This window comes from Leptothoe spongobia TAU-MAC 1115, assembly GCF_018739885.1.
Lineage (GTDB): Bacteria > Cyanobacteriota > Cyanobacteriia > Phormidesmidales > Phormidesmidaceae > Leptothoe > Leptothoe spongobia.
This window is the reverse complement of the sequence record NZ_JADOES010000002.1, coordinates 152,387-177,806: the sequence shown is the minus strand read 5'-3', so window position 1 is coordinate 177,806 and position 25,420 is coordinate 152,387. Positions and strand designations below refer to the sequence as shown.

Below are 25,420 nucleotides of genomic sequence, written 5' to 3'. Positions count from 1 at the left end.
CTCTATTATCCCTAACGGGGAAGAATCTGAACTCTACACTAAATGTAGGGGGCTCCACGGGAATTCCGGAAGAGCCATATCTTTGGCTGACACTAATGTTTTAGCCAGGATAAATTAATTTCCAACGGGTTGATTCTGTTGGAAAAAAGGAAAGTAACTTAGCTAATATTTATTAGAAGTTCCGGATATTTTTGAATTTCCGCAAAAATAAAAGTCAAAACATATCGCCAACGGAACGATACCTAACCCAGAATCCGCGATGAAAACCTCCGACTCCCAATCACAGTCTTCCTGGAAAGCATCCTCCTGGGCACCTAGAGATCGTGAAAGCCAGGCGGCTATCTCTTCAACCGCACCAACGACAGAGTCCCAAGGTCATACAAATTCATCCGCCCATGAGAGTCAGGGCAATGGTCGATCATGGGGACAGATGATGGGAAATGTGAGGGCAAGCCAGCAGGGGAGTGGGGGAGCTGGGGGATGTGTTGCGTGTGCGTCGGGGAGATCGGCGGTAAGTAACAAGTAAGAAGTTTATTTGGATATTAGTAGTCGAGCTAGGCATGAAGGTAAAAACCATGGGCTCGACTACCCTGGATAGGGAAATCTTGGATCGTTCAGCTGAACCTGATGATACCTACTATATTCAGGATCAACCCCTGGTCGGTGGTCGGGATGTCGATCAAGATCCACCACCAGACGCTGAACTAGCATTGAGGAAAAGGGTGCAGGTGGTCAAGTATTGATAATTCTGAATTATCGCTTCCTGCCAACTATGGAAACCTATGCCGAGCAACCCAAGTTTTCGGTGTAACGTTTCACCGGGTCAACATTTAGTTGAAACTAAAGACAGTTACGAAATTCAAAAAATAGCCTCAATTTCGAATTTTGGCTTCATAATTTTAAATGTTTTCCAATACAAATTTGAATTTGGGCTTCATTAAGTCTGACTTACCCCCTCGTGACTCGATCGCCCTATGCCCCACTATCAAGATGCCTTTATTTCCTATGGTCGGGCAGATAGCAAAGCCTTTGTCGAAAAGCTAAGGGACCAGCTGGTCGCCCAGGGGTTAAAGGTGTGGTTCGACTTTGAAGACATTCCCCTGGGGGTGGACTATCAAAAGCAGATCGATACGGGCATTGACCAGGCGGATAACTTTCTATTTATTATTTCACCCCATGCGGTCAACTCCCCCCACTGTCGCCTGGAGATCGAACGAGCCCTGCTGCGGCATAAGCGAATTATTCCCCTAATGCATGTGGAGGAAATTAGTCGGGCTACCTGGCAACAACGAAATCCCCAGGGAACCGATCAGGAATGGGACGCCTATACAACCGCTGGTAAGCAATCTAGTTTTGCCAATATGCATCCTGCGATCGCAAAGATCAACTGGATTTACTGTCGCGAAGGCAACGACGACCAGGCCCAGGCCCTGCAAGGGTTGCTAACCATTTTCCAAAGCCAGCAACCCTATGTGCATCGCCACACCGCCTTATTAAACCAGGCCTTGCGGTGGCAGCAGCATCAAAAACAATCCCGCTATTTACTCATCGGAGCAGACCGTCAGGCCGCCGAAGCCTGGCTCACCACCCAGTTTAAAGATGAGCAGCCCCCCTGTATCCCTACAGATTTACATTGTGAGTTTATTACCGAGAGCACCAAAAACGCCAATAACCTGATGACCCAGGTGTTTTTGGCCCATGCTGAAGAAGATAAACACTTTCGAGAACAGCTGCGCCAGCGCTTAATGCGGGAAAACATCACCGTTTGGACCAACAAAACTGATATTCTCACCGGCACAGACTTTAAACGAGCTCTCAAAACTGGGATCGAAGAAACCGACAATGTCATCTATCTCCTCTCCCCAGCAGCCTTAACGTCCACCTATTGTCAGCGCGAGATCAAATATGCCCAGCTGCTCAATAAACGCATTATTCCACTGCTGATCAAACCAGTGGATCTGCAACAGTTGCCGCCGCGTCAGCGTACCCTACAGTTCATCAACTTTTCCGACAATATTACACCGGAGCAAGATAAAAGCGATGTTGCGAAGCTGCTACGGATTTTGCACCATAGAGCCGACTACCACAACGAACACAAACAGCTACTAACCAAAGCCCTCAAGTGGAAACGACAACATCGCAATCCCAGCATTTTGTTACGGGGCTACAATCTACGCCATGCCGAAGCCTGGCTTAAAGTCGCCCAGGGCCACCAGCAGCAAGGTCCCACCAACCTGCAGACCACTTTCATTACAGAAAGCTTACGCCAGCCTCCAGCCTCGTCGTTAGACGTCTTTATCTCCTACTCTCGCAGTGATTCAGAATTTGCCCGTCAGCTCAACGACACCCTCCAAATCCAGGGAAAAACCACCTGGTTTGATCAAGAAAGCATTAGTTCCGGGGCAGATTTCCAACAGGAAATATATCGAGGCATTGCCTCAGCCGATAATTTTTTGTTTGTGCTCTCACCTCGGGCGGTGAACTCTCCCTATTGTGCCGATGAGGTGGCCTATGCAGCCAGTCTGAATAAGCGCTTTATTCCCTTGTTGTATCAATCAGTTAACCCTCAACAGCTCCCCCCGGACTTAGCCAAAGTCCAGTGGATTGATTTCTCCCCCCAAAACCATGACTTCTTGACCAGTTTTAGCCAACTAGTGCGTACCCTGGACACCGATCGCAACCATGTGCAAAGCCATACAAAATGGTCACAACGGGCGATTGAATGGGACCATAAAAAACGTAGTGCGGATCTGTTGTTGCGGGGCAGTGAATTAGTCATTGCAGAAACCTGGCTACAGGAGGCCACTACAGGCCAAAAACAGCCCCCTGCCACCGCTTTGCAACAGAGCTTTATCGGGGCCAGCCACACCGCTCAGGCAGAGGCGGCGGCAGCAGAACAACAGCGTCAGGACCATCTACTACAGCTACAACAAGAACGTGCCCAGGAGGCAGAAACTCGCCTGGCCGAACAAAAAAAATATGCCAAACACCAGCGCTGGTTCGTAGGATTGCTGAGCGGCTTATTGATGATGGCCACTGGGTTAGCCGTGGTCGCCTTTATGCTATATGGCTCAGCGCAAGTCAGTAAACGCCGGGCGAGAAATAGTGAACAACAGGCCAAAGCCAATGAGGTGGAGGCCATCAGTCGAACGGCAGAGGCCCAATTTATCTCTCACCATGAATTAGATGCTTTGCGAGAAGCCATTCGGGCGGGGAAAAACCTGGAAACCATCACAAATCCTAATGAGCAACAAACCATTCCGGTCATTCGGGCTCTGGGATCGGTGCTCTATGGCATCCGGGAGGCAAATCGGTTTTCCGGTCATACCAATTTGGTATCGGCCATTAGTGTTAGCCCCGATGGGCAAACATTAGCCTCAGCATCATGGGACCATACGCTGAGGCTGTGGCAGCAGGATGGTAAGCTGCTGCATATTCTCCGGGGGCATCAGCAGGCTGTCTATGGGGTGGTCTTTAGCCCCGATGGTAAAACAATTGCCTCGGCCAGTGAGGATAAAACTATCAAGCTCTGGAATACTGAGGGCACACTGCTTAAAACCTTAACGGGGCACCAGAAAACAGTCCGAGCTGTGGTCTTTAGTCCCGATGGCAAGCGTTTGGTCTCGGCTGGTGATGATGGAGAGATTCGTATTTGGCATCGGGATGGCACCCTGAGCAAGACCCTGAGCGGGCATGATGGCCAGCCGATACTGGCCCTTAACTTTAGTCCCGATGGGCAAACCCTCGCGTCCGGTGGTAGGGATGGCACCCTACGTCTGTGGTTCCCTGATCAGCCTGATAAACCACCCAAAACATTGACCGGTCATAGCCAAGGAGTCTACAGTGTCAGCTTTAGTCCCGATGGCGCTACTCTGGCATCAGGTAGTAGCGATCGCACCATCCGTCTATGGAATATCGATGGCACATTGCGACAAACATTACAGGGCCATGCAGCCTGGGTCGATAGTGTTGCCTTTAGTCACAATGGAGAGCGGTTAGCATCGGCCAGTCGCGATCGTACGATCAAAATCTGGCGGTTGGATGGTCGATTATTAACCACACTGAAGGGCCATGAGAATGAAGTGCAGGCTGTGGCCTTTAGCTCCAATCATCAGTTGTTCTCGGCTGGGGCAGACAACACTATCCGCGTTTGGAAAATTCAGGAAGAGCTGTTTCAGGTATTGGATGAGCACAAAGATGCCATGCGCGATGTGAGTTTTAGCCCTGATGGGGGCTTAATGGCCGTAGCCGAGGGCAGTCGCGTAATCAAACTCTGGAACACGACTACTGATGATCACAGCTTGCTACAAATACTCCAGGGGCATGAAAAACTGATCTATTCTGTGAACTTTAGCCCCAATGGTAAAACCCTGGTCTCCACCAGTGACGATCAGACGATCAAGGTCTGGCAAGTGGGCAATGACCAGCCAGTGCGCACATTAACCGGCCATCAGGGGCGAGTCTATGCGTCCAGCTTTAGCCCCGATGGCAAACTGTTGGCCACCTCCAGTAGCGATCGCACCATCAAGCTATGGGATCTCGACACAGGCAATCTGTTGCAAACTCTCTTTGGTCATACTGACCGGGTCTACGATGTGAATTTTAGTCCCGATGGTCAGTGGCTGGCCTCTACAGGAAGAGATACGACTGTACACCTGTGGCAACGGCAGAGTCAGGATAAATTCGCTGAGCAGCCCAAACGTAGTTTTGTATTAGATGACGGTGACCGGGCCTGGAATCGGGCCGTAGAATTTAGTCCCGATGGTCAAACTCTTGCGGTGGCAGGTTACGACAAAGCTATTCGTCTTTGGAGTCTAGAAGGAAAGCTACTAAAGACTCTAAAAGGCCATGGAGCCTGGGTTTACGGGGTTAGCTTTCACCCTGATGGCCAGTTGCTAGCATCGGCCAGTGGAGATAAAACGATTAAACTTTGGCAATTAGATGGGAGTTTATTGTTAACCCTGGTGGGCCACAATGACTGGGTATTTAATGTCGCGTTTCAACCGAACAATCGTAAGATCGTCTCAGCCAGTGCGGATGGGAAAATTATCCGTTGGACATTGCAGTTGGAATTAGAGAAACTTATGAACCATGGATGTGATTGGGCTCGCTTTTATTTACACAACAATATAGAAGTGGATGAGAGTGATCGAAAACTCTGTCGAAAGTAGTTAGGTGGAGAGGTATGACCAGCACAACGGAAAATTTAGTGTATCCTAAAATGCAGCATTGGTTATGTCCTCAATAGGTTAATCAGATGAAGCCATTACCCTTAGATTGTGAGGCGTTTTATCATGCCAATTTCTTGGGAATCACCGAGGCCGAAGCCCTCTTTGATCATCTTGTTTCTGGCTTTAATGTAACCAACAAGATGATCAAAATGGGCGATGGCAGTGAGCAAATCGGTGCATTGGGAAAGTATCTATTCATGGATCCAGAACTGACATCATTTGATGTCTTTCATCAGGTGTGGGGTGAACGATCGGCCTGGACTGACTCTCTGGCCAGTGTGCGCGATCGCATCGCCCAAACAACGGGGGTGCGGTTTCCAGTAGCTCGATGTGTGTATTACAAGGATGGGACTCAAGAGATGGAATTTCATAGGGATCTGTCTGCCTATGGCAATACAGATGAGATCGCCTCCCTCAGTCTTGGGGCTGAACGAGAGTTCACTTTTCGTCGTATATCTGACCCAGCCAAACGTTTCACCCTTCGCCTTGCTCCCGGTAGCCTATTGTTTATGGGGGTAGGCTGCCAAGACAAGTATGAACATGGACTGCTTGCAGAACCACAATGTCGTCAGGCCCGCTTGAATCTCACTTTTAGGAAATATGGTTGGGAGTAGATTTTTATATAGTTTAGGAATGAGGATTCAATTAAACCTATTTCTTGACGTAGAGGCGTCCCATGGAACGCCTCTACAAACACAATATTTCTGGACCTTATAAAATCCTTATCCCTAAACTTACCCAAGATAGTGGTTTATCGTCACCACATAATTCTGACCGCTGCGCTTACCAGGAGAAGGCACCATAAAGAATTTCATCTCCCCCAGTTTGGGATGGGAAACGTGATAGGTCCCTTGCTCTAGGGTTTCATTACCTCGTGAATGAAACACCAAGGAAAACGCGTCTGTCTTGGCATATTGCCTGTACTCTTCAACCTTAGCCAATTTGACAGGGATGGTTTGACCATTTATTTGCAGTTGAAAGTCTTTTCCCTTCAGCGGTTGAAATATATTTGCGTTAAGATTGGAAAGGTTGGACTCACCAGCAAGTGACTTAGCAGTTGCTACCCCTAGGGACTTATCTCCCCCCACAAACAGACTGACAGCGAAAGACCCCATAGTTAGACCAGAAAACTGTAGTATCCGTCGTCGTGAGATCCGCATCTGCTTACTCCTAATAGTTCAAGTGTGTACGATCCGTTAAGATCAGCCAGCTATAACAGCCTAAAGTCTCTTATATAGTTATTATTTATAAAGAGACTTGGCAAGTCATAGTTAATTCCTTTACTCTATTTGTTAAGCACTACTCAATGTCAAATAAAAAGGGCAATATTTTACATATGTATAAACTGTAACCTATTCGGCTCACCTCTATTTTCTGTTGCCTATGCCCTCCCTACCACCCAAACCATTTAGGTCAGATGGGTGTTTAATAAAGGGTATCAACTTAAAACAGAACATTTTCCTAAGGACAGAATACTCTGTGAGAAGGGCAAAGCCCTACAGAATTCAAGAGTCAGAATTCTGTACCTAACTGACTTCTGGCTCCTGACTCCCGAACCAGTCAGGGTTTTTCGACTAAAATTGATACCCTCAATGGCAGCTATTGTTGTTGCAAAACTCAATGTAGTCAGGTTGTGAAAATCGGTAAAGTACAGTAAGGAAATTTAAACTTCGAATGTTGTCCTAGATCAGGATGCGTTAGTTTTACGGCTAACTAGGTAAATTTGCGTAGTGTTCGATAGTTAGGCGCACCAATACTACAAGGAATAAACTTGATGTTAAAAACGCTAACATTATCTGATTTTTCACCCGTCGTTGGTAGTTCGTTTCAAGTACGTACTGAACTTGATGTTTCTTTACAGTTAGAGCTATTGGAAGCTGTTGAGTTAGGTGCTGCTTCAGGGGCTCGTTCTAGTTCATTTTCTCTTCTATTTAAGGGGGCTAACGATATCATATTGTCCCAAAGAATTTATCCTATGAGGCATCCAGATTTAGGGGAGCTGAGTATCTTTCTAGTACCGGTATCCCGTGAAGCTGATGGCATGCGTTACGAGGCGATTTTCAACTGATTATCTGCCCCCGCCAGAAAAATCTATTCCGTAACAAAACCATTTTCTTTTTCGTTCCGTTCCATTTCGATTATTCACCATAAAACAACCTATGGTTTACGTTGCAGCAGACCCGTTGCTCGAAGATGAAGTACTTGTTCGCTATAATCTTACCTTTCGGTCGATTACAGAGGCTGATCAGCCCTTCTTAAAGCAGGTTTATGCCAGTACCCGTGAGGAAGAGCTTGCCATTGTTCCTTGGCCAGAGGAACAAAAACAAACATTTTTAGAGTTTCAGTTTAATGCCCAACATACGTTTTACCAGAACCAATTTGGTGATGCAGCATTTTGGGTGATTGAACAAGCCGGTGTGCCGATTGGTCGATTATATTTAGATCGACGCGCCGATGAAATTCGCATTATTGACATTGCTTTGCTGCCTGCCTATCGCGATCGCGGTATCGGTACGGCACTATTGAACACAATTTTGGCGGTAGGACAGGCCAACAATCAGCCCGTCAGGATTCATGTAGAGCAAAACAATCGTGCATTGAATCTTTACCGCCGTCTTGGTTTTGTACAGATAGGAGGAGAAAGTGTCTACTACTTGATGGAATGGACACCATCAGACAACAACATTATTAACTAAGGGAATAACACATGACTGAACCATATATAGGCGAGATCAGAATGTTTGGCTTCAATTTTGCCCCCCGAAATTGGGCCAAGTGCAATGGTGAACTTCTGTCCATTAATCAAAATCAATCACTGTATTCGATATTGGGTACGACCTATGGCGGCGATGGCCGCACCTCGTTTGCCTTGCCAGAACTGCGGGGACGGGTCCCCATCCATAAAAGTTCTACCTATTCCTTGGGAGCCAAGGACGGTGTAGAGAGCACCACAATGACAGAAGCTCAAATGCCAGCCCACACCCACACCATGAGGGGTACAAGTGATGCTGCGCTTTCCAGTGCCAATGGCGGTAATGACCCGACGGGCCGTGTCCTCGCCACCGCTACCACTGCCGTTTATACGAGTGCAGCCAATCTGACGCCCTTGAGCGCCATCACCGTTGGTACCAATGCCGGTGGCCAACCCATTGACAACATGCAACCGTTCTTAGCCATTGAATTTTGTATTGCCCTGGTGGGTACATTTCCCCCTCGTAACTAAGGAGTTTAGTAATGACAACACCTTATATTGGTGAAATTCGCATGTTTGGGGGAAATTTTGCCCCCGTAGGCTGGGCGCTGTGTGATGGTAGCCTCTTATCTACCAATGAAAACGATGCCTTGTTCTCTCTCCTGGGAACCATATACGGCGGCGATGGCCGTACCACCTTTGCCTTGCCGGATCTGCGGGGACGCATTCCCATTCATTATGGGGAGGGTCCAGGGCTCACAAATCGTAGCATAGGGACAAAATCGGGGACAGAGACCATCACCCTTGCTGATAACCAAATACCGGCCCACACGCATATGTGGGAGGCCTCAACCAACACAGCCGATCAAACTACCGTGAGCAATCATGTGTTGGGTAGTAATGCATCCGTTGACATTTTTGAACAGAACTTAAACAATCCTATCCAAATGTCAGACCAGGCCATTGCCGCCCACAGTGGTAGTGGCAGCTCCCAGCCCAACTTGATGCCCTATCAGGTTGTGAACTTTATCATTGCCCTTATTGGTATTTACCCATCACAGACTTAGGAGAAGACTATGGCAGATCCATTTATTGGTGAAATTCGCATCTTTGCAGGCAACTTTGCCCCTCGCAATTGGGCCTTCTGTGATGGCTCCACCCTGAGTATCAGTCAAAATCAGGCCCTCTTTGCTGTTTTAGGAACCACCTATGGTGGCGATGGCCGTACCACCTTAGGGTTGCCGGATCTTCAGGGCCGTGCACCCATGCATGCAGGCTCTGGAACGGGACTCACTAGACGCACATTGGGAGAAAAAGGGGGGGCTGAAACGCAAACGTTTACAGAAGCCCAAATGCCCAGTCATACCCATGCAGAGGTGGCAGTGCCACAAAATCGGCGCACGAGTTCTGGGACAGCTATTCCAACCAATCATGCCTTGGGCCTGGTCGATGACTCACAAGATATTTATGGCGATCCAAGTAACCTGGTGGCCATGGCATCGACGTCCATCACATCGGCGGGTAGCGGCTCGGAGAGTCGTTCGAACATGCAACCCTTCCTGGCGATCAATTATATTATTGCCCTGGAAGGCACCTTTCCGAGCCGAGGTTAAGGGAGACTACCTGTCAAGGCCTGACAATTACTAACCAACAAGAGCGGGGCACTGTTACGCACAGTGCCCCGCTTACTTTTCACGTACGCACGATGGATACCCTAAGGTACCGGAGGGGCAGGCTGATTAAAGTTAATCGTCCCGGAGGTAAACACCCTCCCTCCATTGTTGACTGCACTCAGGTTAGCTGTACTGGCCTGGGTAACATTCAGCGTTGGTGTCTCCCCCGGTATCGGCACCTGCGACAGGAAAATTTCCTCGAGCGCGCCCGTAAAATTATTCCCAGAGATATTGAGATTCAGCGTATTGTTATTGTTGGCCCGACCAAATAACCCTGTCCCGATTCCAGTTGGGGCCGTATTGTTTGAGTTATTGGTGATCGTGGCATTCAGGGTGCCAGTGCCGTTATTCGCATTCACGAAGATGACATCGCTATCGTTCAGCTGTCCCGATACCGTATTGTTATCAATCAATGCAGTGGTGGTCCCGTTATTAACCTGCTCAACTTCAATGGCAAAGCTACCGGCGTTGTTAACCATAACATTGTTGCCACTAATGGTAGTGTTTAGCGTGCCATTGCTATTGTTCTCCACCAAAATCGCACTATTAACTACGTTGGACAGGGTATTGTTGGTGATATTGACCGTGACATTGGTTGCACTACCATTGTTCATTAACTCCAGCTCTACCCCGGTGCTGGAGTTAGGAGAATTCACCGTATTGTTTTGCAGCGTAATCGTCGCATTCGCGGTGGTGTTGGTGAGCTGGGCCGCTTCGAGAGCCAGACCGGTAAAGTTAACATTATCAATCAGGGTGTTACCCACATTGTTACCGACAATGCCATTTTGGGTGGTCGCGCCACTAATGGTCAAACCTCGAACGGTGTTGCCAGACCCTAACGTAATGGCATTACCACCATCGTTCACAATAATGGGGTCGGCCCCACCGAGGGTGGGCAGCGGATTACTAAAGGTGGGCAGTGTAATACCCAATAACCCATCCAGGGTGCCGGTGGTCCCTTGACCAATCAAGGCCTGACCATCAAGCAGGGTAGTTCCCCCGGTGTAATTCCCAGCAGCCAAGAAGATATTGTCTCCTGCAGCTGGATTGTTGCCTGCACCATTATTGACGGCATTGAAGGCAGCCAGAGACGTAAACGGATTGACCAGGGTGCCATCACTAGTCCCCCCTGCGGTATCGTCGATAAACCAAATCAGGTCATTCACGGTAAAGGTAACTTCAGCTGTGTCATTACCGCCAGCATTTGAGCTGAAGTAGAAGAAGGAGTCCGTACCCGTGAAGCCTGCTGCTGGTGTGTAGGTGAGTACCCCATCGGCACTCAGCAGTACCGTACCGCCATTGGTGGTGGCAATGGTATTAGTTCCGTTTGCAGCTGTGCCGCTAGCTGTGCCCAGGGTATCGCCAAAGAAGAGGGCTGTTGGTGTACCGCCCAGATCATTACCAAAGATGGTACTGGCCATACTAATACCCACATTACCCGTCACATTAAAGGCATCATTGACAGCGTCCGGGGCTACGACAGCGGGATTAACCGTAACTGCAATTGTATCCGTGTCCGTTAGGGATCCTCCGGTCCCGGTATTACCCTGGTCATCGGTCACTAGGGTAATCGTCGCGTTGCCGCTGGTGCCGACTGGGTCATAGACCAACCCCGTCAGCGCTGCATTGACCTGAGCTATCGTGCCAGTAATGGTTACAGCCGTGGTGCCATTAGTCGTGACCGTTGCGCCACCGCCCGTCGTTGCCGTTAGGGTACCGAAGCCAACACTCAAAGTTGATTGCACGATGCCAGCATCAGCATCTACGTCACTGATTTGAATGCCACTACCGAAATTGATCGGCGTTGCATCATCCGTCGTTTGAGCCCCCGGTACGGCATTGATAGGGGCATCATTCACCGCAGTAACGGTGATGTTAACCGTCGCGGTATCGGTACCGCCATTACCGTCATCAATGGTGTATGTGAAACTATCGCTGCCATTGAAATTGGCATTGGGACTGTAAGTAAAGGTACCATTGGCATTCATCTCCAACACGCCAAAGGCTGGCAGCGTATTATTCGTGACGGTAAAGACATCCCCATCGATGTCTAAATCCACCCCATTGCCGTTATCAGCAAACAAGTTGCCATTAATAACAGTATCTTCAGCGGTGGTAAACGCATCATCTACTGCATCCGGCGCATCATTGACCGCAGTCACGGTGATATTGACCGTTGCCGTATCAGTACCGCCATTGCCGTCATCAATGGTGTAAGTGAAGCTATCTCCACCATTGAAATTAGCAGTAGGGGTATAGGTGAAGGTGCCATCAGTATTCACAATCACCGTTCCATTGGTTGCAGTTGTGTTACTGGTGACTGTGAAGGCATTCCCATCAATATCTAAATCCACCCCACTGCCGTTATCAGCAAACAGGTTGCCATTGACGGCTGTATCCTCAGCGGTGGTAAAGGCATCATCCACCGCATCCGGCGCATCATTCACTGCATTGACAGTAATATTGACTGTTGCAGTATCGGTGCCGCCATTGCCATCATCAATGGTGTAAGTGAAGCTATCGCCGCCATTGAAGTTGGCATTGGGGGTATAGGTAAAGGTGCCATCGGCATTCACCACCACTGCTCCATTGGTTGCGGTCGTATTACTGGTAACGGTAAAGACATCTCCATCGATGTCTGCATCCACCCCACTGCCGTTATCAGCGAACAGATTACCATTGACCGCTGTATCTTCAGCGGTGGTAAAGACATCATTCACCGCATCCGGCGCATCATTTACCCCAGTCACGGTGATATTGACTGTTGCAGTATCAGTACCGCCATTGCCATCATCAATGGTGTAAGTGAAGCTATCGCCGCCATTAAAGTTGGCATTGGGGGTATAGGTAAAGGTGCCATCGGCATTCACCACCACTGCTCCATTGGTTGCGGTCGTATTACTGGTAATCGTAAAGGCATTCCCATCAATATCTGAATCCACCCCACTACCGTTATCGGCAAACAGATTGCCATTGAACGCTGTATCTTCAGCGGTGGTAAAGACATCATCCACCGCATCCGGTGCATCATTTACTGCATTGACGGTGATATTGACTGTTGCAGTATCGGTGCCGCCATTGCCGTCATCAATGGTGTAAGTAAAGCTATCGCCGCCATTAAAGTTGGCATTGGGGGTATAGGTAAAGGTGCCATCGGCATTCACCACCACCATGCCATTGACCGGGGCGGTGTTGTTTGTCACCGTGAAGGCATCTCCATCGATGTCTGTATCCACCCCACTACCGTTATCAGCGAACAGATTGCCATTGACCGCTGTATCTTCAGCGGTGGTAAAGACATCATCCACCGCATCCGGCGCATCATTCACGCCAACCACTGTGATATTGACCGTTGCGGTATCGGTACCCCCATTGATATCAGTAATCGTGTAATCAAAGCTATCAATGCCGTTGAAATTGGCATTAGGTGTATAAGTGAAGGTACCATCGGCATTCACCACCACGTTGCCATTGGTTGGGTTAGTGTTGCTCGTGACCGTGAAGGCATCTCCATCGGGATCTACATCAGCTCCACCACCGTTATCAGCAAACAGGTTGCCACCGAATGCTGTTTCTTCAGCAGTGATGAAGGCATCATTGAGGGCATCCGGCGCATTATTGAGCGTGGCTGGACCCGCAATATCCAATGCAGCAATGTCACCGGTAAAGCCCAATGCACTGCCGTCGAAACACAACACAGAGTCAAACACGCCTTGGGTATTTGTCCCTGTAGTGGTGGCTGTAAAGCTGAATACATCTTCATCCTGCCCAGAGATGCCATTGACTGCGAACCGACCTGTGGTTGACAACAACAGTTGGTTATTGACTACTGTGACCGCATTGACATCCTCCCTACTACGAGTAAGCCCAACATCACTCCCATCAAAATAGAGAGATACCTCTCCATTTGCTGGGTTGTACTGTATGAGGTCTTCATCAACTGTCTGCAGACCGTTTATAGTACTTGCACTGGCAGATGTGGAGAAGAGCAGAGTCCCATCATCCAGACGTGTGAGGGCATCAATATCCTCAGTTGGTTGGGTTAAGCCTATGGTGCTGCCATCCAGAACCATGGCAAAACTACCGGCAGTTGCATTTTCACCCAGGGATGTCGCATTAAATTGCACAATGTCAGAATCATCCACCAGCCCAATGCCATCCAAGGTTAAGGCCCTACTAAAGGACATCAAAATTTCGGTTGAGCTGACGATGTCAAAGGCATCGATGTTTGCACCGCTAATTCCCAGGGAGGAGCCATCAAAGAAGATACCAAAGCCGCCATTGCCATCAGATTGGATAATATCTTCGGCATTGCCGATACCTGTGGTATCTCTGTCTGGGCTAAAGAAAACACTATCACCAGCATTCATAAACGAACTCTCCTGAGATCAGTCATGGTTAACCTGTAAGCGTTCCCTGAAGGGAGTCGTTGGTGTAGCCTTCCTAGTGGGAATAGAGGGCACTGGTTGTGAAAGTTGGCTAACTCCGAAGGAGATGCTTCGTGAATGACCTCGCTCAGCCAACGGCATTCGTGGACGTTACGTTAACCCTTTACATCGCTTGATAAAAAAGACTTCTGAGCCCTAGTGTATTATCCTAACAGGGCTGTTGCTTGCAAAAGAGTTGAGATAGATAAATAATCCATCTGTTTCGTAACAACTCTTATCTTATATTTTTGCCCTGATCCCCTAAATCTAAACAGTTAATTGTAAGGTTTGGAGTAAATCAAAAGTTAAGCGTCTTAACTTATTGATGTGTGAATTTTAGGGGCTGTAATAATAGCATTTTAGGTTTGTGGTGTGCTCTGTTATGGCGTATATGGCATGGAATAAGCTCTGTAAAATATCCTTATATACTGTTTTAGTATCATTAATATGCCCTGCGGTCGTGAATGCTCAGGAATCCGAGGCCATTGAGGCGACGACGACAATTTCTCCTCGGGTTGGTGTTGATTTCAATACACCTCGCAATGGCGACGATGAACGCAGTTTTGGTCGCGTTACTGGCTTTATTCCCCTATGGCAAACACCTGGGAATGGGTTAACGTTTTTAGATACTGCCGTTCGTCTCAATAGCACAGGTGAACTAGGTGGCACAGTTACCGTCGGACAGCGATTTTTGCAGGGTGATGTGGTGCTGGGTGGTCATCTTTCCTACGATATTCGTGATACCGGCAACAATACATTTAATCAACTCGGCCTGGGGGTGGAGGCCTTTGGCGATCTGTGGGACATTCACCTGAACGGCTATTTACCGGTAGGTGATACTCAGGATTCAGCCGGTAGTAGTGGTAGCAGCACTAGCCAGATAACCGATACGCAGTTTCAAGGTAATCAACTGGTATTCATTACAACAGGCGGTGGTTCAGAGTTTCTGGAGAGCGCTTGGGGCGGTGTTGACCTGGATGCCGGCATGCAATTGGCCGACTGGGATGACTGGGGACAGCTCTGGGGTTACGGAGGGGTTTACTATCACGGAGATGCCATCGGTGGACGCCTGCGAGTCGATCATCGGGTACAGGACTGGATGCGTCTGGGGTTAGGCGTACAAAGTGACGATAACTTTGGCACCCGAGGATTCTTTTCTATCGGATTTAGCTGGGGCGGAGGCAGCAATGACAGCTCCGATAAAGAGTCACTATGGTTACGGGCATCGGAAAGCGTTACTCGTAACAGTTCTATCGTTGTCAAAGAAAGTGAAGTAGTCACAGCAGCAGGCGGCATTGAAGTTGCTATTAATCCGGCGACGGGGCAAGCCTACACGTTTCAGCACGTTATCCCTGATTCCACCTCTACAACAGGAGATGGCACGATTGAAAATCCCGCAGCGAATGTCAATTTGGTCACTGTCCAGGCGGGGGACATCATTTATGTCAGGGAGGGGGATAGTCGTACCAATCCCCTGGCCCCCTTTACCGTGCCAGCCGGTGTAGTGGCGATTTCGGATGCAAACCTGGAAACCATCGCCACCCAATCTGGAGATGTCACCCTACCCGGTTCAGGAACTGGCATTTTACCCTTAGTGGATGCCACTGGTAGCAATGCTGGTATTACCCTCACTGGAGGAAACAACCGCCTATCTGGCTTTGAGATCACTGGAGCCAACGATGTCAATATTTTTGTCAACAGTTCTGATAATGCATTAATAGAAAACAATTTTAGCCGGGACGATCTAGACGATGGCATTGATGTCTTTGCTTCCAACGGTGTGACATTGCGTAATAACACCATTAGTAATAGTGGTGACGATGCCATAGATCTTGAAAGCTCAGACAATGCGGTGATTCAGAACAATACCATTACTAACGTTGTTGAAGCAGGTATCCAGCTATTTACATCGGCCAGTGCAACTATTGAAGGTAATTCAATCGCTGGAGCTGACTTTGGTATATTTGCTAGTGAATCTAACAATGCACAAATTCAAGGCAATACCATCTCAAATATTGCATTTTCTGGTATAGAAATTGCTGAATCAAACGCTGCAACTGTTACAGGAAACACAATCAGTAATAGCGATGAGTTTGGTATATTTATCGATACCTCAGACAGTACATTGGTTCAAATGAACCAGATTACTGACAGTACTCTTAGCGGTATTGAATTAACAACTGCAACCAATACCAGTTTGATTAGAAATACCATTAATAATAGTGGCAGCGGAGCTATTGTTGCTTTTGGCAGTGATACTATCGTCCTTCAAAACAACCAGGTGACAGATACGGCTACTGATATCACTGCTGATAGTATTGCTGGGGCTATTTTCCTCCAGGAAGTTGTCGGCACAGTTAATGTCACTGACAACATGATTACAGGCACTACTGGAACCAATCAGTTTGATGGCCAAGGGATTGCGATCGGCAACTCTACAGGGGATATTGCTCTAACGATCGATAATAATGATATTAATAACAATCAAGGCGACGGCATTGGTATCGCCTTGATTGATATATTCACCCCTGGTCCTGGGGATGGTACGGCTGATATTGCTATTACCAATAACAGAATTAGTAACGATGGTGCAACAGGTCCTCTACGGGGGGATGGCATCAGGATAGCGGTAGAAGAAGATGGGGTGATCAATAGTCTCCTCATTGAAGGCAATACGCTGACTGGTAACTTTAATGGCGGCATTGATATCAGTGCAGGTTTGGCTCAATTGACAACAATCTTAATGCCTGATCCTAATCTTTCCAGCAGTAATGCTCAAGTGCTAAATGCCGTGATTCGGAATAATCAGGTTACTGACAGTGCAGGCGGGCAAGGGATACTTCTACGCAGCTTTGGAGACAATAGTAATGTCGTGGTTTCTGTCGAAGATAACGTCCTGACTAACAATGCCATGGGTGGTCTGGAAGCGACATCGGCCGACACAAGTGGTGCTCCTGAGACCAGGTTATGCCTGGCTCTCAACAACAATACTAGCGATGGTAACTATACGTTGACTGAAACCTTGCCCTTGTTGTTTTTTACGTCTAGTAACTTTACCGTGGTCAATCGAGATGGTGTGGCTGGTGCGAATACAGGGACGGTAATATTCGATCCAGCCATTGGTAGCTTTGACACTGTTGCCAACATCGCTGCTTGCCCATAGCTTGTCGATAGTCTTCTTGACGTTAACGGTTCAATGAACAGGGAACGGCTGGCTGTTAAATAACAGCCAGCCGTTATTTTTAATCTAATCGTTCAACCGAAGAACGATTTATGCCTTAGACCATCCTATGGAGTAGGCGGTGCAGGCTGACCAAAGTTAATCGCCCCAGAGGTAGCCACCCTGTCTCCATTGTTGACTGCACTCAGGTTAGCTTCACTAGTCTGAGTAACGTTCAGCGTTGGGGTCTCATTCGGTATAGGTACCTGTGCCAGGAAAATCTCCTCGAATAGGCCCGTAAAGTTATTCCCAGTGATATTGAGATTCAGCGTATTGTTGTTATTGGCCCGACCAAATAATCCAGCTCCTAACGTGGTTGGGGCTGTATCATTCGAGTTATTGGTAACTGTTGCATTTAGGGTGCCCGTGCCGTTATTCGCATTTACGAAGATGGCATCAGTATCGTCCAGCTGTCCAAATATATTGTTGTTATCAATCAACGCATTGATGGTACCGTTACCAGCTTGATCGACCTCAATGGTGAAGCTACCCGCGTTGTTGACCGTAATATTGTTACCACTGATGGTGGTGTTGACGGTGCCGTTCCCATTACCATCCACCAAAATTGCACTATTACTCACGTTGGACAGGGTATTGTCGGTGACATTGACCGTGACGTTACTCGCTCCATTGCTGATTACCTCAAGTTCTACACCTGTGGTCGAATTAGGCGAATTCACCGTGTTGTTTTGCAGCGTAATTGTCGCATTCGCGGTGCTGTTAGTGAGCTGGACGGCTTCGAGAGCCAGACCGGTAAAGGTGACATTATCGATCAGAGTGTTACCCACATTGGTACCGACGATGCCATTTTGGGTAGTGGCTCCAGCAATGGTTAATCCTCGAACGGTGTTGCCAGATCCTAACGTAATGGCATTGCCACCATTGTTCACAATAATGGGGTCGGCCCCGCCGAGGGTGGGCAGCGGATTACTAAAGGTGGGCAACGTAATACCCAGTAATCCATCCAGGGTACCGGTGGTTCCTTGACCAATCAGGGTCTGACCATCCAGCAGCGTGGTGCCACCTGTATAGTTGCCTGAGCCCGAGCCTAGGAAGATATCGTCATTCGCTCCAGGGTTGTTGCCGCCACCATCATTGGCTGTATTAAAGTCAGCCAATGAGGTGAAGGGGTTATTCAGGGTGCCTGTATTGGTAGAGCCCCCGGCGCTGTTGTCAATAAACCAGACGGTATCGGCCACGGTGAAGGTGACTTCAGCGGTGTCATCGCCGCCTGAATTTTGACTGAAGTAGAAGAATGAGTCAGCGCCGTTGAAACCGGCAGCCGGATCATAGGTGAAGGTGCCATCAGCATTTAGCAACACCGTACCGCCATTGGTGGTGGTAATGGTATTGGTGCCATCGGCCGCTGTCCCATTGGCGGTGCCTGATGCATTGCCAAAGAAGAGGGCTGTGGGTGTTCCACCGATGTCATTGTTGAGGATGGAGCCGGTGCTGGTGACATCAATGCCGACATTACCGGTGACGTTAAAGGCATCATTGACAGCATCTGGGACAGGTACTTCCACCACATCGGTGACATTAACGGTGATGTCCTGGCTGTCGGTTAAGCCCCCGGCATCGGTGACAGTGACCTGAAGTTCGTAATCGTTATCGCCATTGGCATCCCCAGGCACTTCAAAGTCGGGGGCCGCATTGAAGGTGACCACACCTGTGCTGGCATCAATGGAGAACACGGATTGGTCGGCTCCACCACTCAGGCTATAGGTCAACCCTGAGCCTTCGGAATCCACGTCATCCGTAGATTGAACATCAATCGCACTGGTTTGATTTTCGGGGACACTAGCCGTGGCTGAACTAGTAATCGTCGGCGCGGCATTCTCCGCCACATCGGTGACATTCACCGTAATGTCTTGAGAATCGGTTAAGCCTGAAGAGTCAGTCACCGTCACCTGGACTTCATAGGCATTATCGGTGTTGGCATCGTCAGGAGCCTCAAAGTCAGGTGGGGCATTAAAGGTGAGTACCCCAGTCGCTGCATCAATGGAGAACAGACCATTGTCGGTACCGCCACCGGCATCGGTAGTCAGACTGTAGGTGAGACCCGAGCCTTCAGAGTCATTATCATCGCTGGTCTCCACATCGGTAACCGCTGTCTGATTCTCAGCGGCATTGACCGTTGCGGTATCCCCACCGCCATCACTGGTAATTTCCGGTGCTAGATTAGATGGTGTGGAGTCAATGAAATCATCTTCATCTAACTGATTGGCGCGTACACCAAATAGCCTGGCTAGATTCTCACCATCGTTTGGATCACCAGGTTTATTAATACGAATTGTTGTATTTCTACCCTGGGGGATTAGATCCAAGTCATTAAAGGTAAGACCATCTTCGAGTTGGATTTTATCTTGCCCTGGCAAGAAGTCTCGTATTCTGTCAAAACCATCGCCCGGTCTTAGAATAACAATATTCTGACCTAGGCCTGTGAAAATATTGTCATTGCCCAGACCACCATCGATAGTATCGTCACCAAATCCTCCAAATATCTGGTCATTACCAGCTCCGCCGAGAATAGTATCGTCACCAAATCCTCCAAATAGCCCGTCGTTATTAGCGCCGCCGTCCAAGAGGTCGTTACCACTACCACCACCCAGGATGTCATTACCGCGCTCACCCAGGAGGGTGTCATTACCACTGCCACCTAATAGGTTATCTCGGCCATCACCACCATTGAGGTCGTCATTACCACCATCGCCGCTCAAAAAATCATTGCCGAGATTGCCAAACAGCCAGTCATCTTGACTCCCACCAAATAATCTATCATTACTATTGCCACCGATTAACTTATCAGTACCGGCACCGCCCAATAGAAGGTCTTTGCCGTTACCGCCATCTAATAGATCTGCTCCAGCTAAACCTCTGAGGGTATCCCTACCACCCAGTCCAAAGATTTCATCGTTAAGCCCTGTTCCATTGATGGTGTTGGCACCATTATTGCCAGTGAAGACATTGTCGACAGGGGGATTAAACACTCCATCAGCCATTGTTTCAGATTCCTCAAAAATAATTTAAAAAGGTTGACTCGAATGGTTTTTAGTGAAAATCGCAAACTACAATAGGCCACCCACTCATGACTGACCAGGTTAAAACTCCTGTGAAACAAGAGATATAAGTAAGAATTTGACAATTTTAAGGATCATGAATCCTTTTACAGTAGTTATAAGTTAGCCTTATGACGAAAGACAGAATGCTTCTTGGTCGTGTTGTCTCATTTCTCTGTACCTAACGGAACAGGGCCTGTCCAGCTTTTTAGGGTAAATAAGCTCGCTTGCATTTGTCAGATACTACAAACGTGCGATCGCAACAGCTATCTAACATTTTCCAGAGAGTAGCTTTGCCTTCGATGATTCAGCATTTTTCTGCTTAATCCCTAAATCTAAGGGGTTATACGTATGTCCCTAGATTGAACAGTAGCATTCACATTTCTCATGTGAATGCCCACTTTAAAGAAAATTTATCAAAGAATATCCATACTTGTTGGTTTTTTCAAGTCAATCGATCGGCTCTCTCATAACTGGTTGAGATTGTTTGCCAGGACACTATATTTCGATTTTCATAAATGTTCCCTTAACAACATCTTCACACTTATGCTATGCGATTAAAAATGCTATACCTTGCTTAGGAGTGAGCCAGTTTTAAGTTCTAAGTTTTGGTATATGTAGGCGCATGACCTTGGGCCTTTATTTTGAGTTGGGCGCGTAACTTAAAACTCAAAAATGAGAACTTATTTAACGTTGACTCCTTATCTATTTGATCCATTGATAAAGACATGAAAAATTATAGTGGCCTTCTAAAAGATTGATATGTAGTATTTCAATATGCATTTCTTGAGCAAAACTTGAGAGAAAACTTATCATCGCCGCTCGCCTCGCCCAACATATCTCTCTGCGCCACAGCCCTACCTACGTATTTTCGAAATAAAATAGAAAATAAAACGAGTTGTTGTTATTTAACAACAACCCGTTCTATTGCATCTAATCGCTCAATTTACTGAATGATTATGCTTTCGACCATCCTAAGGAGTAGGAGGGGCAGGCTGATTAAAGTTAATCGTTCCGTCAAGGAACAACCCAGCGTTATTGTTGACGGCAGTCAGGTCCGCTGCATCCGTCTGAGTCACATTCAGGGTTGGATTTGCCCCCGCGATCGCTACCCGTGCCAGGGCGATGTCCTCATTATTCAGGCCCACAAAGCTATTCCCAAAGATATTGAGATTCAGCGTATTGTTGTTTTGGACCCGACCAAATAACCCAGAACCAATCGGACCAGTAGGGGCCGTATCATTCGAGTTATTGGTGATGGTTGCATTTAGGGTGCCCGTGCCGTTATTCGCCACGACGAAGATGGCATCGGTATCGTTCAGCTGTCCTAATATCGTGTTGTTATTAATCAACGCAGTGAGGGTGCCGTTACCGGCCTGATCGACCTCGATGGTCGGACTACCTGCATTGTCGACCGTAATATTGTTGCCACTGATAGTGGTGTTGACGGTGCCGTTCCCATTACCATCCACCAAAATTGCACTATTACTCACATTGGACAGGGTATTGTCGGTGACATTGACCGTGACGTTACTAGCACCATTGCTGATCACCTCAAGCTCTACACCTGTGGTCGAATTAGGCGAATTCACCGTGTTGTTTTGCAGGGTGATTGTCGCATTGGAGGTGCTGTTGGTGAGCTGGGCCGCTTCGAGAGCCAGACCGGTAAAGGTGACATTATCGATCAGGGTGTTACCCACATTGGTACCGACGATGCCATTTTGGGTGGTGGCTCCGGTGATACCCAAACCGCGTACGGTATTGCCTGAGGCCAGGGTGATGGCATTGGCTCCGGGGTTGGATAGACTAGGTCGGTTAGCGTTCGACCCTGTAATCAGGGTGGTGCCATCCACTACCAGGTCGACGGCTTGACCCAAGAGTGATTGGTTATTTTCTAGGGTAATACCACTGGTATAGGTGCCATCCAGGACGTAGATGGTATCTCCTGCCCCATCAAGGCCATCGCTGCTACCGCCTGTATTCAAAGGCACTAGACTATTAAACGGATTAGCGGAGGTGCCATCGCCACCCGCTGCGGCATCATCATCGACGTACCAGATGCGATCGCTACTCACATTGATCGTCGCAGTTCCGACACTACTGCCTCCGTTTCCATCTAAGACCGTAAAGGTGAAGGTATCCGCCACACTCACATCACCAGCCTCGGGCGTATAGAAGAAGCTGCCGTCAGCGTTGATCGTGACACTGCCTCCTGCCGTTGTTGTTTTTGTCTCCGCTAGTGTCGTCAACGTATCGCCATTGGCATCGGTTGCTCCGGTCAGAAGGCTGGTAGTACTCGTGACGGACGTTGCCTCATTGCCTGGGATATCTGCTCCGGCTACCTCTAGCACTGTATTACCAAAGGTGGAGTAGGTTTGGTTTTGGGCAACAGGATCGACGTTTTCGACTTCATCAGTGACGGTCACGGTCAAGTCTTGAACATCAGTTAACCCACCCGCATCGGTGACGCTCACCTGCACCTGATAATTGTTATCGCCGTTGGCATCCCCCGGTGCTTCAAAGTCGGGAGCATTGTTGAAGGTGACTACACCTGTGTTGGCATCAATTGAGAACAACGATTGATCTGCACCACCGCTGAGGCTATAGGTCAACCCTGAACCTTCAGAATCGGTATCATCAGATGTCTCTACATCAATGGCACTGGTCTGATTCTCAGCAACACTGGCTGTCGCAGAACTAGTGATAGTCGGTGCTGCGTTCTCCGCCACATCGGTAACATTCACCGTAATGTCTTGAGCATCAGTCAACCCAGATGAATCGGTTACTGTTACTTGAACCTGGTAGGCATTATCCCCATTAGAATCACCCGGTGCTTCAAAGTCAGGTGCATTATTGAAGGTGACGACACCAGTATTCGCATCAACTGAGAACAACGATGCATCGGCACCGCCACTGAGGCTATAGGTCAACCCTGAACCTTCAGAATCGGCATCATCAGATGTCTGTACATCAATGGCACTGGTCTGATTTTCAGCAACACTGGCTGTTGCAGAGCTTGTGATAGTCGGCGCTGCGTTCTCCGCCACATCGGTCACGCTAATCACCAGGTCTTGAACATCAGTTAAGCCTGAAGAATCAGTAACCGTCACTTGAACCTCATAGTCATTGTTACCGTTGGCATCCCCCGGTACTTCAAAATCAGGCGCATTGTTGAAGGTGACGACACCAGTATTCGCATCCACCGAGAACAACGATGCATCGGCTCCACCACTGAGACTATAGGTCAGACCTGAACCTTCAGAATCGATATCATCAGATGTCTGCACATCAATGGCACTGGTCTGATTCTCAGCAACACTAGCTGTCGCAGAACTGGTGATAGTCGGCGCTGCGTTCTCTGCCACATCGGTAACATTCACCGTAATATCTTGAGCATCAGTCAACCCAGATGAATCGGTTACTGTTACTTGAACCTGGTAGGCATTATCCCCATTAGCATCACCCGGTGCTTCAAAGTCGGGAGCATTGTTGAAGGTGACGACACCAGTATTCGCATCAACTGAGAACAACGATTGATCTGCACCACCGCTGAGGCTATAGGTCAACCCTGAACCTTCAGAATCGGTATCATCAGATGTCTGCACATCAATGGCACTGGTCTGATTTTCAGCAACACTGGCTGTCGCAGAACTAGTGATAGTCGGCGCTGCGTTCTCCGCCACATCGGTCACGCTAATCACCAGGTCTTGAACATCAGTTAAGCCTGAAGAATCAGTAACCGTCACTTGAACCTCATAGTCATTGTTACCGTTGGCATCCCCCGGTACTTCAAAATCAGGCGCATTGTTGAAGGTGACGACACCAGTATTCGCATCCACCGAGAACAACGATGCATCGGCACCACCACTGAGACTATAGGTCAGACCTGAACCTTCAGAATCGGTATCATCGGTCGCATCAACATCAGTCACTGTCGTTTGATTTTCGGCTACTGAAATGGAAGCTGTGTCACCACCACCGTCGCTAGTGATTGTTGGAGCAATATTAGATCCACCGCCATCATCAAAGATAAAGTCATCCTCAGTTAACTTATTAGGACGAATCCCTACGAGTTTGGCCAATTTCTCACCGTCATTCGGATCGCCAGGTTTATCAATACGAATCTCTGTACTGAATTTACCGTGTTTGCGGATATCCAAATCCTCAAAGGTGAGACCACCCTCTAGCTGAATTTTATCCTGACCATCTCTATAGTCTGTTAGTATGTCAAACCCATTGCCAGGCGCTAGCACAACAATATCTGACCCTTGGCCAAGGTGAATAACATCATTACCTAATCCACCATCTAGAAGATCGTTTCCTTTACCACCAACCAGCAGGTCATTACCTGCGCCACCGCTGAGGTCGTCGTTACCATCACCGCCCCAAAGCGCATCCGCATCCGCACCGCCAAAGAGCCAGTCGCGGTCTTTGCCACCTAGCAATAAATCCTTGCCAATACCGCCTTCTAATTTATCTGTGCCTGCACCACCGGAAAGCCAATCATCGCCGATCCCCCCCTCCAGCAGGTCTGCTCCAGCCATTCCTTTGAGGCGATCGTTACCAGCCAGGCCAAAAAGCTGATCGTTTAAGTTGGTACCATCCAAGACGTTATTACCACCATCTCCGGTGAGGACAACGCCATTGACATCTGGATTAAAAACTCCGTCAGACATTTGTTTAATCTCCTAAAGCAGTTACAAAATAAGTGAGCAATGTTTCTTGTGCAGTTCCATCGCTGGCATACTGCAATGTGTGAACCTACTGTCTTCAAATTGATGACTTAACTATCGCGAAAATAACTGACAGAAAAAATCCTGAAAAGCTCAGGTTTGTTCAGGTAAAAATTCAGGTTTATTCAGGTTGCATAAGGATTAGTGATCTCAATCAGGTCAATGGTTTGACGTAGATCACACTTGATCAGGGTTAAGCGGAAGCCATCTGGAGTAACGGCAAAAAGTAGTGCAATCAGTTGTAAGCGAAATCAAGATATGATGTGAAGATATCTCAGTCTCTCTTTAGCAAAGAAAATGAGCGGCTGTTCTTGAACAGCCGCTCATTTTCTTAGAGAATCTCTATTAATTTAGATTTTTTTCCTCAATGTCCCGACTCAGTGCC

General features: G+C 48.1%; 13 protein-coding genes and 1 pseudogene. 10 read left to right on the top strand and 4 right to left on the bottom strand.

Annotated elements, in window-relative coordinates:
• Positions 1–259: 259 nt before the first annotated feature.
• From IXB50_RS01490 to IXB50_RS01475, 4 genes and pseudogenes are all read left to right on the top strand, one after another.
• The gene (locus IXB50_RS01490; protein WP_215607164.1) at positions 260–526 is read left to right on the top strand and encodes a hypothetical protein; all 267 of its coding nucleotides are present in this window, start codon (positions 260–262) and stop codon (positions 524–526) included.
• A gap of 1 nt (position 527) precedes the next feature.
• A pseudogene (locus IXB50_RS01485) lies at positions 528–698 on the top strand (Uma2 family endonuclease); the annotation flags it as partial.
• Between the two features lie 276 nt (positions 699–974).
• Positions 975–5,171: a TIR domain-containing protein gene (locus IXB50_RS01480; RefSeq protein WP_215607163.1), complete on the top strand. Its 4,197-nt coding sequence runs from the start codon at positions 975–977 to the stop codon at positions 5,169–5,171.
• A gap of 86 nt (positions 5,172–5,257) precedes the next feature.
• The gene (locus IXB50_RS01475) at positions 5,258–5,845 is read left to right on the top strand and encodes an alpha-ketoglutarate-dependent dioxygenase AlkB (protein WP_215607162.1); all 588 of its coding nucleotides are present in this window, start codon (positions 5,258–5,260) and stop codon (positions 5,843–5,845) included.
• A gap of 120 nt (positions 5,846–5,965) precedes the next feature.
• Here the strand turns inward: IXB50_RS01475 and IXB50_RS01470 are convergent, their stop codons facing one another.
• Positions 5,966–6,391: a DUF6916 family protein gene (locus IXB50_RS01470; RefSeq protein ID WP_215607161.1), complete on the bottom strand. Its 426-nt coding sequence runs from the start codon at positions 6,389–6,391 to the stop codon at positions 5,966–5,968.
• 614 nt (positions 6,392–7,005) lie between these two features.
• Here IXB50_RS01470 and IXB50_RS01465 point away from each other — a divergent pair.
• The 5 genes from IXB50_RS01465 to IXB50_RS01445 all read left to right on the top strand — a co-directional run bounded on the left by IXB50_RS01465 (position 7,006) and on the right by IXB50_RS01445 (position 9,536).
• The gene (locus IXB50_RS01465; RefSeq protein ID WP_215607160.1) at positions 7,006–7,299 is read left to right on the top strand and encodes a DUF6916 family protein; all 294 of its coding nucleotides are present in this window, start codon (positions 7,006–7,008) and stop codon (positions 7,297–7,299) included.
• Positions 7,300–7,390: 91 nt separating this feature from the next.
• Positions 7,391–7,927, top strand: a complete 537-nt coding sequence (locus IXB50_RS01460; protein ID WP_215607159.1) for a GNAT family N-acetyltransferase — start codon at positions 7,391–7,393, stop codon at positions 7,925–7,927.
• Positions 7,928–7,938: 11 nt separating this feature from the next.
• Positions 7,939–8,454: a phage tail protein gene (locus tag IXB50_RS01455; RefSeq protein ID WP_215607158.1), complete on the top strand. Its 516-nt coding sequence runs from the start codon at positions 7,939–7,941 to the stop codon at positions 8,452–8,454.
• Between the two features lie 11 nt (positions 8,455–8,465).
• Entirely contained in the window at positions 8,466–8,990 is a 525-nt protein-coding gene (locus IXB50_RS01450; RefSeq protein WP_215607157.1) for a phage tail protein, read from the top strand.
• A 9-nt stretch (positions 8,991–8,999) separates the two neighbouring features.
• Positions 9,000–9,536, top strand: a complete 537-nt coding sequence (locus IXB50_RS01445) for a phage tail protein (protein ID WP_215607156.1) — start codon at positions 9,000–9,002, stop codon at positions 9,534–9,536.
• A 101-nt stretch (positions 9,537–9,637) separates the two neighbouring features.
• Here the strand turns inward: IXB50_RS01445 and IXB50_RS01440 are convergent, their stop codons facing one another.
• A complete protein-coding gene (locus tag IXB50_RS01440; protein ID WP_215607155.1) occupies positions 9,638–13,966 on the bottom strand; it encodes a beta strand repeat-containing protein in 4,329 nt (1,442 codons plus the stop codon).
• Positions 13,967–14,483: 517 nt separating this feature from the next.
• Here IXB50_RS01440 and IXB50_RS01435 point away from each other — a divergent pair.
• A complete protein-coding gene (locus IXB50_RS01435) occupies positions 14,484–17,186 on the top strand; it encodes a right-handed parallel beta-helix repeat-containing protein (RefSeq protein ID WP_215607154.1) in 2,703 nt (900 codons plus the stop codon).
• A 125-nt stretch (positions 17,187–17,311) separates the two neighbouring features.
• On the opposite strand, the gene IXB50_RS01430 is transcribed toward IXB50_RS01435, so the two are convergent.
• A complete protein-coding gene (locus IXB50_RS01430; protein ID WP_215607153.1) occupies positions 17,312–20,245 on the bottom strand; it encodes a cadherin domain-containing protein in 2,934 nt (977 codons plus the stop codon).
• A gap of 1,031 nt (positions 20,246–21,276) precedes the next feature.
• Complete coding sequence (locus IXB50_RS01425) at positions 21,277–24,978, bottom strand: beta strand repeat-containing protein (RefSeq protein WP_215607152.1); 3,702 nt, start codon at positions 24,976–24,978, stop codon at positions 21,277–21,279.
• Between the last annotated feature and the right edge of the window lie 442 nt (positions 24,979–25,420).

Bases quoted from the DNA above. Each gene is read 5' to 3' on its own strand.
- IXB50_RS01445 (WP_215607156.1), top strand. From the start codon at position 9,000: ATGGCAGATCCATTTATTGGTGAAATTCGCATCTTTGCAGGCAACTTT.
- IXB50_RS01470 (WP_215607161.1), bottom strand. From the start codon at position 6,391: ATGCGGATCTCACGACGACGGATACTACAGTTTTCTGGTCTAACTATG.
- IXB50_RS01490 (WP_215607164.1), top strand. From the start codon at position 260: ATGAAAACCTCCGACTCCCAATCACAGTCTTCCTGGAAAGCATCCTCC.
- IXB50_RS01430 (WP_215607153.1), bottom strand. From the start codon at position 20,245: ATGGCTGATGGAGTGTTTAATCCCCCTGTCGACAATGTCTTCACTGGC.
- IXB50_RS01425 (WP_215607152.1), bottom strand. From the start codon at position 24,978: ATGTCTGACGGAGTTTTTAATCCAGATGTCAATGGCGTTGTCCTCACC.
- IXB50_RS01465 (WP_215607160.1), top strand. From the start codon at position 7,006: ATGTTAAAAACGCTAACATTATCTGATTTTTCACCCGTCGTTGGTAGT.
- IXB50_RS01440 (WP_215607155.1), bottom strand. From the start codon at position 13,966: ATGAATGCTGGTGATAGTGTTTTCTTTAGCCCAGACAGAGATACCACA.
- IXB50_RS01460 (WP_215607159.1), top strand. From the start codon at position 7,391: ATGGTTTACGTTGCAGCAGACCCGTTGCTCGAAGATGAAGTACTTGTT.
- IXB50_RS01450 (WP_215607157.1), top strand. From the start codon at position 8,466: ATGACAACACCTTATATTGGTGAAATTCGCATGTTTGGGGGAAATTTT.
- IXB50_RS01480 (WP_215607163.1), top strand. From the start codon at position 975: ATGCCCCACTATCAAGATGCCTTTATTTCCTATGGTCGGGCAGATAGC.
- IXB50_RS01475 (WP_215607162.1), top strand. From the start codon at position 5,258: ATGAAGCCATTACCCTTAGATTGTGAGGCGTTTTATCATGCCAATTTC.
- IXB50_RS01455 (WP_215607158.1), top strand. From the start codon at position 7,939: ATGACTGAACCATATATAGGCGAGATCAGAATGTTTGGCTTCAATTTT.